Here is a 12,568-nt window from a genome sequence, read left to right as displayed (position 1 = left end):
GATATTTGATACAAGCATAAAAAATTATGTTTTGTTAATGTTTAAATTTGACTTAATATCTATCATTTTGGAGCATAAAAAATATATTGAAAAAAGTAATATTAGTGATATACTAATAATTGTACCTGATTTTAAATAGCATACAATATATGGTATTTTAGGTATAATAAGTATTAATAAAGGTGGAAACGGTAAATGGATAATTTGAGTATTAATAATATTTTTACCAGACGATTTACAAAAGAATTGGAAAGGGAGCCGAATAAGACGGTTTTTGATTTATTTGAGTATAAAAGAGTCGACGTGGAAATATTTGATTATAAAACAAATAAAAATATATTTGAAATGAAGGATTTGGAATTTCCCGAATTCTATTCTAAAAATGCGTGTAATATAATCGCTTCCAAATATTTCAGACGTGCGGGTGTAGGTTCTGCCGACGGACATGAAACCAGCATGAAGCAGGTTGCTGACAGAATGGTCGGATTTTGGGCTGATGCACTCGTTGATGAGGGGCTTATAAGAACAAAAGAACAGTATTCCATATTCTATGATGAACTTGTTTATGCCCTTATAAATCAGATGTGGGCTCCGAACTCTCCTCAGTGGTTCAACACAGGTATCAAGAGAAACTACGGTATCGCAGGCGAAAGCGATCATTTATATTATTATGATATAAAAAGCGGAACAGTTAAAGAAAGTAAGGACAGATATACAAGGACTCAGGCTTCTGCATGCTTTATCCTTTCCATAAAAGACACTCTTTTAGGAGATAACTCTATATCCGAACAGTACATAACAGAGACTAAATTATTTAAAGGGGGATCCGGCGTCGGAACCAACTTCTCTAATTTAAGAGCTATAAATGAAGGGCTTTCAAGCGGAGGAAAATCTTCCGGACTTATGAGTTTCCTTAAAGGTTTTGACAGGAATGCGGGAGCTATCAAAAGCGGCGGAACTACGAGAAGAGCCGCAAAAATGGTAATTACCGATATAGATCATCCCGAAATCGAAGATTTCATCACTTGGAAAGCAAGGGAAGAAGACAAAGTCAGAGCCCTAGGGAAAATGGGCTATGACATGTCCATGGACGGAGAGGCTTACGCTACTGTCAGCGGACAGAACGGAAACAACTCCGTAAGGCTTAATAAAGAATTCATGCAAAAAGTCCTTCATTTGGATGAAGATCCCGATGCGGATTTTGAACTTAAGGGAAGAGTTGACGATAAGGTAAACAGAAAAGTAAAAGTAAAAGAATTATGGGATTTGATTTGTCAGTCTACATGGAACTGTGCGGATCCGGCTGTTCAGTTCGACGACACATTCAACGACTGGCATACCTGCCCTGCCGGAGAAGACGGAAAAGTCGGTGCAAAACACAATAGGATAAATGCAACCAATCCTTGCAGCGAATATGCTTTCTTGGATAACACTGCATGTAATCTTGCTTCCATAAATATTTACAGATTTTTCTCAAAGGAAGAAGGCAAATTTAAATTAAATGACTATATCCACTTGATTTCACTGATCCAATTGGTTCTTGAAGCTTCCATACATTGGGGACAGTTCCCTACAAAAGAAGTGGCAAGAAAGAGTCATTTATTCAGGACAACAGGTCTGGGGCTTGCCAATATGGCGTCCCTTCTCATGGTGCTCGGATATCCTTACGACAGTGATGAAGGAAGGAACCTGTCGGCTTCATTATGTTCCATAATGACTGCTCAGTCTTATCTCGTTTCTTCTTTGATGGCAAAAGAAGTCGGTCCTTTTGCGAAGTATGATATAAACAAAGAACATTTATTGAAAGTACTTAGAAATTCCGCAAGATGTTCTCTTGCCATAGATGATAATTTTGAAGGACTTGATTATTCTCCGGTTCGTCTTGACGAAGATTTGATGACGGAAATGGGTCTTGAAGAGGTTTTGAATGCGGGAAAAATACTTTGGATAAAAGCAATCGAAGGTGCGAACCGCTACGGTGTGAGGAATGCTCAGGTCAGCGTTATCGCTCCTACGGGAACCATATCATTTGCTATGGACTGCGGAGCTACGTCTCTTGAACCGTTCTATTCAAACGTCGTTTATAAGTCTCTTGCAGGGGGCGGAATGATGGAACTGGTAAATCCTGTATTGGAAGACGCTCTTATCAATTTGGGATATTCCGATGAACAGGTAGATAAAATCAAAGATTATTTACTTGAAAAAGATGAAAACGGGATGTTCGTTCACTTTAATTTAAACGATGCTCCGTACTTAAGAGAAGAAGATAAAAAGATATTCGAAACTGCCAACGATATTTCTCCAAGCGGACATGTTCTCATGGTTGCTGCGGTAACTCCTATGATAAGCGGTTCGGTTTCGAAGACCGTTAATATGCCTGTTAACGCTACTGTTAAGGAAATAAGCGATATTTATAAGCTTTCTTATATAACGGGAGTAAAAGCGATTTCCGTATACAGAGACGGCTCAAAAGCTTGCCAGCCTCTTAACACCGCCTTGACAGAAGACAGCGATTCACTGGAAAACTTGACTTATGACGCACTTTTGGATTATGCAAGAAACTGTAAAAAAGGAAGCCTTCACAGAGTTAAACCCGACGGAATGAGAACGAGCAGGACGCATGCGGCTAAAATAGGGGATATTGAATTATATGTGACTATAGGATTTTATAAGAACGGAAAGATGTCAGAGCTGTTCGTTTCAACGGATAAAGAGGGGACTGTTGTAAAAGGTCTTCTTGCCTCCCTTTCAAAATCCATATCAAATATGCTTCAGTATAATATTCCCGCAAAGGAAATTTCAAGATTACTCAGAGGTCAGCAGTTTGAGCCCAGCGGATTTGTGTCAAGGCATCCTTACATAAAGAACGCCGCAAGTATTGCTGATTTACTAAGTAAAATCATCGATATCGAACTCGGAGATTATTCCAGAGTTCAGATAAAGCCAACAGATATGGAAGAAAAGCTATATAGCGGTTCGATAAAAACGAGTGAAGAAAAAGCGGAAGCAAAAAATGTTACTTACGATGAAATAAAAGACGACCCTGATACGGAAAGAGTTTACGGAGAGGTATGTCCTGTTTGTTCTTCGACACAATTATTTACCAACGGTACATGCAAAGTGTGCAGAGAATGCGGTTCAACCACGGGATGCAGTTAAAATAAATGTAAATAAATGGTTAAACCCTTTATAAATCATTATAAAAATGGTAAAATATATGATAGTTTAAAACCCTTTAATTGATTTTAAAGGGTTTTATGTTAATCTAATTTTGATTTGGAGGAATTATGTCTGAGACGGTAAGGAATATTACTATAAATGGCAAAGACATAACTTTGATTGGTACTGCTCATGTATCAAGGGAAAGTGCCATTCAAGTAGAAAATCTGATAAGGGAAATAAAGCCCGATAATGTGTGTATAGAGCTGGACGAAGGAAGATATTCTTCTCTTGAAAACAATAAGTCATGGCAGGATACTGATATCGTAAATGTAATAAAGGAGAAAAAGACTACTTTACTTTTGGTAAATCTTATTTTAAGTTCTTATCAAAAGAGGATAGCGGAAAGCTTCGATATAAACTCCGGACAGGAAATGATAAATGCGATAAAGGTATCCAAAGAGATAGGATGTAAACTCACCCTTGCCGACAGAGATATAAAGACGACTTTTTTAAGGATATTTAGAAAGATGTCATTATGGGAAAAGATGAAACTCCTGTCGGGACTTATCTTAAGTTTCTTTGAAGATGAGGAACTTACAGAAGAAGACCTTGAAAATATAAAAGAGGGGGATTTTATCGAAAATGCACTTCTTGAAATCAGCGAGGACTTTCCCGATTTAAAGACATATCTCGTGGATGAGAGAGATCAGTATCTATCTCAAAAGATAAAAAACGCTGAGGGCGAGAGAATAGTTGCTGTTGTCGGGGCCGCACATATGAACGGGATAATAAAAAATATCGAAAAAGATATAGATTTAAGCGAAATAGATACTATCCCCAAAGGCGGGAAAGCAGGGAAAATAATCGGTTTTGGTATACCGATATTGATACTTGCAATGATACTTATAAGTTTCTTTAAGAGCATTTCAACGGGGATGTCTCAGATAGTAAGCTGGGTCCTCTTTAACGGGACTCTCAGTGCACTGGGCGTAGTTTTGGCTCTCGGAAGTATCCCTTCTATCATAACTGCGTTTATAGCCGCACCGTTCACTTCTCTTAATCCGCTTCTTGCGGCAGGCTGGTTTGCCGGGCTTGTGGAAGCTCATATAAGAAAACCCAAGGTATCTGATTTTGAAAATCTAAGCAGTGACTTGGATAGCTTTAAGGGATTATGGAAAAACAGGATAACCAAGATATTGTTGGTCGTAACTTTCGCAAATTTGGGAAGTATGATAGGGACTTTTGTTGCGGGAGCCGATATTTTTAAAAGTTTCCTAAGTATATTTTAATTAAGGAGTTAAATATGGATATAGCTGTAGTGGGGCTCGGTCTTATAGGTGCCTCTTTTGCAAAAGGGATAAAACAGCATACGAATAATAAGGTCTACGGGTTTGATATTAATAACGAAACATTGACAAAGGCTAAGAGAGACGGGACTATCGATGATATAGTCCTTATGAATAACTTAAGTGATTTCGACATGGTCATAGTTGCTCTCTATCCTGTAAATACAATAGAAGTCTGCACAGATGCGCTTAAAACCATGAAAAGGGGTTCAACCTTGGTAGATTTATGCGGTATCAAAGGAAGTATAGTCGATAAGATAGAACCTCTTGCATTAAAAGCCGAAGTCGATTATATCGGTACTCATCCAATGGCGGGGAGAGAACTTTGGGGATATGACGCGGCGGTCAATGATTTGTTCAAAGGTGCGAGTTTCATAATAACGAAGACGGAAAATACTAATATGGAAAAAGTAAAAATTCTCAGAAATTTGGCTGAGGAGATGTTATTTAAAGAAAGCGTGATTACAACTCCGAAAGAGCATGATAAGATAATCGCTTTTACTTCACAGCTTGCTCATGTAGTCAGCAATGCTTATGTAAAAAGCCCTTCTTTGCTTGAAGAAAAAGGCTTTTCTGCGGGAAGTTTCTTAGATTTGACAAGGGTTGCCAAGTTAAACGAATATATGTGGAGCGAGCTTTTCGTCATGAATAAGGAGCCTTTATTGTTCGAAGTCGATAATATAATAAAGGAGCTTGAAAAATACAGGGAAGCTCTTGAAAATGACGATATTCATTATATGGAAGAGTTACTCAAGGAAGGTCGTATTTTAAAGGAGAAAAGTAACTTAGCTCATTCTAAAAAATGTTGATTATATTTACTTTTTCCCTTTCATAAACATTATTTACATTATATTTAAGAGTATTCAAAGAAGCTATAAGGTCACTTTCGGCTTCTTTTTTTAAATATGCTTCGCTTTGTCTCATAGAAATATCCACGTTGTCTATTTCCTGATGATTTATTATAATAAACCAAATCTTTTTACTTTCTTCCGATTTGCTTTTTAGTTTCTGAAATTCTTTTTCTGCTTTTTTAAAGTCTTTTTTATCCGCATGAGAAATGATTTTATCTATACTGGAATCTATATCACTGACGCTTGTCCTGATAAAATTATAACAAAATATATTGAGTCCGAGTAAGACCGCAAGCAGTAATGCCGCAAAACTGAATGATCTCATTATTTTAATTTATCCTTTCTTATAATATAAAGTACGTTATCGTATATATATGCCCAAAAAACATCTTTGTCATCTTTTATATCGCGATGTTTGAGCTCTTCCGTAAGCCTTTCATCGGTATAACCTACAAGCTTAAAGCTTTCATACATCCTCTTTCCGTATTTGATAAGACTTACGGGTATACCGTTGTCCATTTTTTTAATAAAGCTTGACTGTCCGTTTGATTCCAAAAGCATATACGATACTTCGTTTAAATCTACTATATCGTTATTTCTCAGCTGTTCGCATAAATCGTCTATTCCAATAAGCATTTTTGACATTTGCTTTTGCATTATATCTCCGTCGTAAATCAAATACTCGGGCTTACCGCAGATAAATGCTCTCATCTTTTCGTTTTTATAAGTTATAAATGAAATTAAAGTTTGAAGGAATACTAGGACGACGAGAGGGATTATCCCGTTTAACAGCGGTACATTTACATCTCCGATGGGCTGAGTTACTATATCCGCTATCATTATCGTAATTACGAGCTCAAATGGCTGGAATTCACTTATTTGTCTTTTCCCGAGAAATCTAATGGCAAAAAGAACGGAAAAGTAAATTACACTTGCCCTGATAAAACAAATTAACATAATTAAAACCTTTCTTTTTTTTTAGTTTTAGTATATGATATAAATGAATTTTTATAACATGGAGAGTATAAATATGAGCGGTTTTTTAGAAAGTTTATCAAAAATAATTAATATTATAAATCCGGTTTTATTATTTGTCGTTTTTATTTCCATCATTTCTTTTTTAAGTTATTTAAGAATAAAATTTGACGGGTTTTTCGGCGATATCAAAGATATTTCGAAAAATTTGGAAAGAATAGCGGATAATGATAAGAATAATACAAACGGATTTTACAGATAAACAAAGGAAAAATCACGTGTCGATTTATGGTCGAAAAAGCCTGTTTTCAAAGGGTTTTCAACCTATAAAAATGGACTTGATGATGTATTTGTGATATACTATATAATGATATTCATAAAACAAAAGATACTATATCTTGTGATTATTTACGTCAAATTGACCTGTTTTTGATATATAATTGTCCATTTGAATATAAGTATAAAAAAAATGTAAAAATATGCTATAATATAGTGAAATTGGAGGAAAGATGTCAAAAGATAAAAAAAACGAAGGCAGGAGCTGGGCAATAAAGATTACCTTTTTGACCTTTGGCTTATCAATGGCCTTTAATGTTATAAGCGAAACACTTGTCGGCAACGCCGGTCTGGTGGGGGCTTTATTCGTTCTTGTAGCCATTATTGCTATCGGTATCATATGCGATATGGTCGGTACGGCGGTCACGACCGAGGGGGTGGCACCTTTCAATGCAATGGCGGCAAACAAAGTAAAAGGAGCAAGAAAGGCAGTGGATCTGGTTTCCAAGGCTTCTCAGGTTTCAAATATCTGTAATGACGTTATAGGTGATATTTGCGGTATCATCAGTGGTGCTACGGTTGCCATTATAATAGTAAAAATAGCCGGTATTTATAATTTATCGGAGACTTTTGTCATAAGTATAATCTTAAACGGCGTCGTTGCGGCGCTTACCGTTGGGGGAAAAGCTCTGGGTAAACATATCGCAATGGCGAATTCCACGGAAATAGTAAGAAAGGCGGCTGTCTTTGTAGAACTGTTTTCATTCAAAAGGAGAAGCGAAAAATGAAAAGCAAAGAAAGATTAGACGTTCTTTTATTTGAAAGCGGTATGGCTGAAAGCAGAGAAAAGGCAAAGAGACTTATAATGGCGGGAGTTGTTTTCGTAAACGACCAAAGGGTGGATAAAGCGGGAACAAAGGTAGACATATATTCCAATATAATAATAAAAGGAAACGATAACCCCTTTGTAAGCAGGGGCGGTTTTAAACTTGATAAGGCACTCAAAGTATTTGATGCTGACGTAACGGGTAAGACCTGTATGGATGTGGGAGCTTCCAGCGGAGGCTTTACAGACTGTCTGCTTCAAAACGGAGCAAAGAAAGTATACAGTATCGATGTCGGTTACGGACAGTTTGCATATAAATTAAGACAGGATGAAAGAGTAGTCTGCTTGGAGAAGACAAATTTCAGGAATATGGAATTTGAAAAGGTTGGAGAAATGATAGATACAGTCGTAATGGATGTATCATTTATTTCAATTTTAAAACTGGCTGACAACTTATTGAATTTCCTAAAAGACGACGGGTTTTATATCTGTCTTATAAAACCGCAGTTTGAAGCGGGAAAAGATTTGGTAGGTAACGGCATAATAAAAGATAAAAATATCCATAAAAAAGTGGTCAAAGATGTTATATACGGACTAAAAGATAAAGGTCTGTATGTAGAAAAGCTTGATTATTCTCCGATAAAAGGTCCCAAAGGGAACAGAGAGTTTATCGCATATGTAACCAAAAATGAGGATAATATGATAGATATAGAAAAGACTGTAGAAGAATGTGTTGAGAATGCACATAAGGAGCTTAAGTAATCATGAAAGAAAGATATGTTGGAATCATAACTAATAATAAAAAAGACAAATATATGAGCTTCACAAAGCAAATCGTACATTACCTATATGAAAAAGGTATACATATATATTTGGAAGAACCTTTGAATGACCCCGATAAAGATAATTTCTCGATATTAAATGAAGAAACTATCAAAAATGTGGAATTTTTGATAATCATCGGGGGAGACGGAACCATTTTAAAAGCTCTTTCTCAAGTTGGAAAATACGAAAAACCCATACTTGGTATAAATTTCGGCACGGTTGGATTTCTTGCAAATGTAGAAAAAAATCAGTGGAAAGAATATATTGATAAGGCAATCGACGGGAATTATACCATAGACGACAGGATGCTTCTCGATGTATATGATAAAAATGGTTTAAAACTCGGAGTTGCACTGAATGATACCGTTCTGTTCAGAAAAAATCATTACGGAGTTGCGGAGTACAAAGTATTTATAAATGACGAAGTATTTGCGGATTATCTTGCGGACGGAGTAATAATCGCCGGTCCTACAGGGTCTACGGCTTATAATTTATCGAGTGGCGGTCCCGTTGTAAATCCTAACTGCGATTTATTTATCATAAATCCTATTTGTCCTCACACTTTGAACAACACTAGCATTATAGTGAATTCAAAGGATGTGGTAAAAATCAAATTCAATCCCAAGATAACCAGTGTATTCATAGACAGCACTCAGCCTGATATAACGGATAATGAAATAATCGTTAAAAAGAGCGACATGAAAGCACATTTCATAAGATTTGACGATTATAACTTTTATTCTTTACTTGTAAATAAAATTAAAAATCCTATAGCGGAAGGAGATTTGGATAATGAAGATTGACAGACATTCTAAGATATTGGAAATTTTAAATAAATATGAAGTTGAAACTCAGGAAGATTTGACGGAATACTTAAGAGAGGCGGGAATAAACGTAACTCAAGCTACCGTTTCAAGAGACATAAGACAAATGAAACTTGTAAAGGTAATGACAAAGAGCGGTAAATACAAATACGCCGCTTATTCAAATCAGAGTTCGGAACTCGACGACAGGATAGTGAATGTATTCCGTGAAGCGGTCTTAACCATAGATTACGCAGCTAATTTCGTATGCTTACATACGATTACGGGTATGGCTCAGGCTGCGGGGGTTGCTATTGACGCACTTAAATTGAATGAAATCATAGGGACAGTTGCAGGGGATGATACATTATTCATTTTAGTCAGGACCGAAGATAACGCAAAGGCGCTTGTTAAAAAGTTTGAATCATTATTAAAGAAAGGATAGAAATATGCTTTTATCACTTAATATAAATAACTATGCGATCATAGATAAATTAAGTATTGATTTTGACGAAGGACTCAATATCATAACCGGGGAAACCGGTGCGGGTAAGTCCATTATCATAGGAGCCCTTTCACTTGTTCTCGGAGAACATGCCAAACTGGAAAATATAAGGACGGGACAGGATAAAGCGAATATCCAAGCACTTTTTACCGTTGACGATAATAGTTTGGAGCTAAAAAAAGTTTTGGACGACCTTTCTATCGACTACAGCGACGGTACCCTTATTTTATACAGAGAGATATCATCGAAAGGGAGGAATATATGCAGAGTCAATAACTCTCTTGTAAATGTTTCCACCCTTAAGGAAATAGGTACTCATCTGATTGATATTCACGGTCAGCATGAACATCAAAAGCTTTTAAATCAGCATACTCATTTATCTTTTCTTGACGCTTACGGAAATAACTTAATAAACGACGATCTTGAAAATGTCGAAAGGTCTTATTTTGAATACAAAAAAGCGGAAAAAGATTTTAAATCCATAAAAAGCAAAGCCAAAGAAAATGAGGATAATTTAGATTTGCTCACAAGGCAGTTTAAAGAAATCGATGAAGTGGAATTAGAGATCGGAGAAGACGAAGCCCTTTCAAAAAGAGAAAAGCTTTTGTTGAATTCTCAGAATATCTACAATTATATCGACGGAGCTTATTCTCTTCTTTACAAGAATGAAAATAATGTTTCCATAAATCTTGCCGAAGCCGAGAAGATGTTTTCGGAAGTCGAAAGGTTCGATGACAGTGTGAAAGAAAGCATAGAAATGCTGTCTGAAGGAAAAACTTTGATAGATGAAGTCATATTCTTTTTAAGGGATTACAGAGACTCTATCACTTTTAATCCATCCGAACTCAACGACATAGAAAGCAAGCTAAATAAAATAAATAATTTAAAAAAGAAATACGGTTCTACCATTGAGGAAATCTTGGAGTATAAAGAAAATATAAGCGAAGAATTGGAGCTTATAAATAATTATGATGAAAGGATTTCAGTATTAGAAAAAGAATTAAAGGAAAAAAGAGAAAATTATCTCGATCATTCTTATATTTTAAGGGATAAAAGAAAGAAAATCGCAAAAGACTTTTGTGAAAAGATCAGTAAAAACCTTGAACTTCTGTCGATGAAAGGGACTGTCTTTACGGCTCGGTTCAAAGATTTGACGGAAAATGAGAGTTTTAATAAAAAAGGCATTGACGATATTACATTTTTAATATCAACAAACAAAGGTGAGAGCTTGAAACCTCTCAGTAAAATCGCATCGGGGGGTGAAATATCGAGAATAATGCTTTCATTCAAGAGGATATTATCGGAGAGTGATAATATCGATTCACTAATATTTGATGAAATTGACACAGGGATAAGCGGACAGACCGCACTTGTCGTAGCAAAGCAAATGTGGGAGCTTTCCAAAAATCATCAAATCATGGCAATCACACATCTTCCGCAGATAGCTGCAATGGGAGATACGAATTATTTCATTAAAAAAGAAATAAAAGGTGAAAAAACATATACTTCATTTGTAAGATTGAATGAAGAAGAAAAAGTAAATGAGCTTGTTAGGATCATAAGCGGAGAGAGTATCGGTGATAATGCGTTCATGTATGCCAAAGACATGTTGGAAAACGCTGAGAAATCAAAAAATAGCTAATCACTTTTAAAGTTTGTTTATATTTTTCCTTTCATTGGGGAAAATAGATGAAAAACAAACGAGGTATAAAAAGTGAATGCAGTAAAAAAGAAAAGAGTTCTTTTAGGATTTCTATCATTAATATTAATTATATCAGCTTATATCCTTTATCTTAATTTTTCGACAAAGGAAATAACTGTTTTATCCAGCCAAACGACAAGCGTTTCTTTAAATTTACCTAAAAACTGCAGTATTCAAAATGAAAACGAGGATTTAAAGGTAAACGGTAAAAGTGAAAAAAACTATAATGTAGATAATGACAAAATAGATGTTTATTCTTCTTCTGCCGGTAAATACAAATTAAAGGCGAAGCTGTTTGGAATAGTTCCCATAAATAATTATAACATTAACGTCTACCCAAATGTTAAGCTTCATCCGTCGGGGAAATTGGTCGGGGTCAGCATGAATACAAAAGGTGCCATAGCCGTTCAGTTCCAGTCTATTATCGACGTCAATGACAATGAAGTTTGTCCCGCTAAAGACGCGGGGATAAAAATGGGAGATATCATTGTAAAAATAAATGATAAAAAAGTTTATAACGCAAAAGAAGTTATAAGTGAACTCAATAAGCTAAGTCATAAAGAATTATCTATGGTCATAAAAAGGGAGAATACCGAAGAGACCATTAAAATCACCCCGGTAAAGGCTAAGAAAGACAATAAGTATAAAATCGGTGTGTGGGTCCGTGACAGCGTTGCGGGTATAGGTACCCTTACTTGTTACAATGAAGATAAATCAAGATTTGTGGCTTTGGGACACAGTATAAATGATGTTGATACCGGGATAATCATGCCTGTTAAAAACGGTAATGTGATAGAGAGTGAACTTATAAGTATCGTTAAAGGCAAACGAAATGCTCCCGGTGAACTCAGAGGTGTACTAAAAGCAGATAAAAAAGACATAATCGGTTCCATTCATTTAAATAATGATTACGGACTTTACGGAGATGTTACAAAAAAAGTTGCCACAAGCAACGCTTTGGATATAGCTCTGCAGGATAAAATAAAAGAAGGAAAAGCTCAGATATTAACTACCATTGATAATAACGGCCCTAGATTATTTGATATAAAAATTAAAAAAACTTACAAACAAACCAAAAAAAATACCAAAAGCATGCTTATAGAAGTAACCGATAAAGAGCTTTTAAGTAAGACCGGAGGTATCGTTCAGGGAATGAGCGGAAGCCCTATAATCCAGGACGGCAAGCTTATCGGAGCGGTTACACATGTTTTCATTTCCGATCCCACAAAAGGTTATGGAATATATATAGAATGGCTTTTAGAAGATTTATTAGCTAAACAAAATTAGACAAACTTTG

12 protein-coding genes are annotated in these 12,568 nt (G+C 35.8%); 10 read left to right on the top strand and 2 right to left on the bottom strand.

Translation table 11 applies throughout. The features are described from left to right. Window positions 1-195 precede the first annotated feature (195 nt). The 3 genes from ANASTE_RS02300 (at window position 196) to ANASTE_RS02290 (ending at window position 5,317) form a co-directional block, all read left to right on the top strand. On the top strand, window positions 196-3,159 hold the full coding sequence (locus ANASTE_RS02300; protein WP_007049286.1) for a vitamin B12-dependent ribonucleotide reductase: 2,964 nt from the start codon (window positions 196-198) through the stop codon (window positions 3,157-3,159). A 128-nt stretch (window positions 3,160-3,287) separates the two neighbouring features. Beyond that, entirely contained in the window at window positions 3,288-4,451 is a 1,164-nt protein-coding gene (locus ANASTE_RS02295; protein WP_007049285.1) for a TraB/GumN family protein, read from the top strand. A 14-nt stretch (window positions 4,452-4,465) separates the two neighbouring features. Further along, window positions 4,466-5,317, top strand: a complete 852-nt coding sequence (locus ANASTE_RS02290) for a prephenate dehydrogenase (protein ID WP_007049284.1) — start codon at window positions 4,466-4,468, stop codon at window positions 5,315-5,317. Here the strand turns inward: ANASTE_RS02290 and ANASTE_RS02285 are convergent. Both ANASTE_RS02285 and ANASTE_RS02280 read right to left on the bottom strand, forming a co-directional pair. Next, the gene (locus tag ANASTE_RS02285) at window positions 5,304-5,684 is read right to left on the bottom strand and encodes a DUF4363 family protein (protein ID WP_007049283.1); all 381 of its coding nucleotides are present in this window, start codon (window positions 5,682-5,684) and stop codon (window positions 5,304-5,306) included. The two genes, ANASTE_RS02290 and ANASTE_RS02285, sit on opposite strands and share 14 nt — an antisense overlap. Then, complete coding sequence (locus ANASTE_RS02280; RefSeq protein ID WP_007049282.1) at window positions 5,684-6,316, bottom strand: DUF421 domain-containing protein; 633 nt, start codon at window positions 6,314-6,316, stop codon at window positions 5,684-5,686. The genes ANASTE_RS02285 and ANASTE_RS02280 overlap by 1 nt, the downstream gene beginning before the upstream one ends. Before the next feature lie 73 nt (window positions 6,317-6,389). Between ANASTE_RS02280 and ANASTE_RS02275 the strand changes: the two genes are divergently transcribed. The 7 genes from ANASTE_RS02275 to spoIVB all read left to right on the top strand — a co-directional run bounded on the left by ANASTE_RS02275 (window position 6,390) and on the right by spoIVB (window position 12,558). Then, window positions 6,390-6,596: a hypothetical protein gene (locus ANASTE_RS02275; protein ID WP_039944621.1), complete on the top strand. Its 207-nt coding sequence runs from the start codon at window positions 6,390-6,392 to the stop codon at window positions 6,594-6,596. 247 nt (window positions 6,597-6,843) lie between these two features. Next, entirely contained in the window at window positions 6,844-7,398 is a 555-nt protein-coding gene (locus tag ANASTE_RS02270; RefSeq protein ID WP_007049280.1) for a hypothetical protein, read from the top strand. Beyond that, window positions 7,395-8,198 carry a TlyA family RNA methyltransferase gene (locus tag ANASTE_RS02265; RefSeq protein ID WP_007049279.1) on the top strand — a complete coding sequence of 268 codons (804 nt, stop codon included), beginning with the start codon at window positions 7,395-7,397 and terminating at the stop codon, window positions 8,196-8,198. The genes ANASTE_RS02270 and ANASTE_RS02265 overlap by 4 nt, the downstream gene beginning before the upstream one ends. A gap of 2 nt (window positions 8,199-8,200) precedes the next feature. Next, on the top strand, window positions 8,201-9,064 hold the full coding sequence (locus tag ANASTE_RS02260; protein WP_007049278.1) for an NAD(+)/NADH kinase: 864 nt from the start codon (window positions 8,201-8,203) through the stop codon (window positions 9,062-9,064). Continuing rightward, window positions 9,054-9,509 carry an arginine repressor gene (locus tag ANASTE_RS02255; RefSeq protein WP_007049277.1) on the top strand — a complete coding sequence of 152 codons (456 nt, stop codon included), beginning with the start codon at window positions 9,054-9,056 and terminating at the stop codon, window positions 9,507-9,509. Before ANASTE_RS02260 ends, ANASTE_RS02255 begins: the two co-directional genes overlap by 11 nt. A gap of 4 nt (window positions 9,510-9,513) precedes the next feature. Next, window positions 9,514-11,211, top strand: a complete 1,698-nt coding sequence (gene recN, locus ANASTE_RS02250) for a DNA repair protein RecN (RefSeq protein WP_007049276.1) — start codon at window positions 9,514-9,516, stop codon at window positions 11,209-11,211. A 72-nt stretch (window positions 11,212-11,283) separates the two neighbouring features. After that, window positions 11,284-12,558, top strand: a complete 1,275-nt coding sequence (gene spoIVB, locus ANASTE_RS02245; protein ID WP_007049275.1) for a SpoIVB peptidase — start codon at window positions 11,284-11,286, stop codon at window positions 12,556-12,558. Window positions 12,559-12,568 lie beyond the last annotated feature (10 nt).

Origin of the sequence: Anaerofustis stercorihominis DSM 17244, assembly GCF_000154825.1 — a bacterium.
Lineage (GTDB): Bacteria > Bacillota > Clostridia > Eubacteriales > Anaerofustaceae > Anaerofustis > Anaerofustis stercorihominis.
This window is presented reverse-complemented; position numbering and strand designations above follow the sequence as displayed.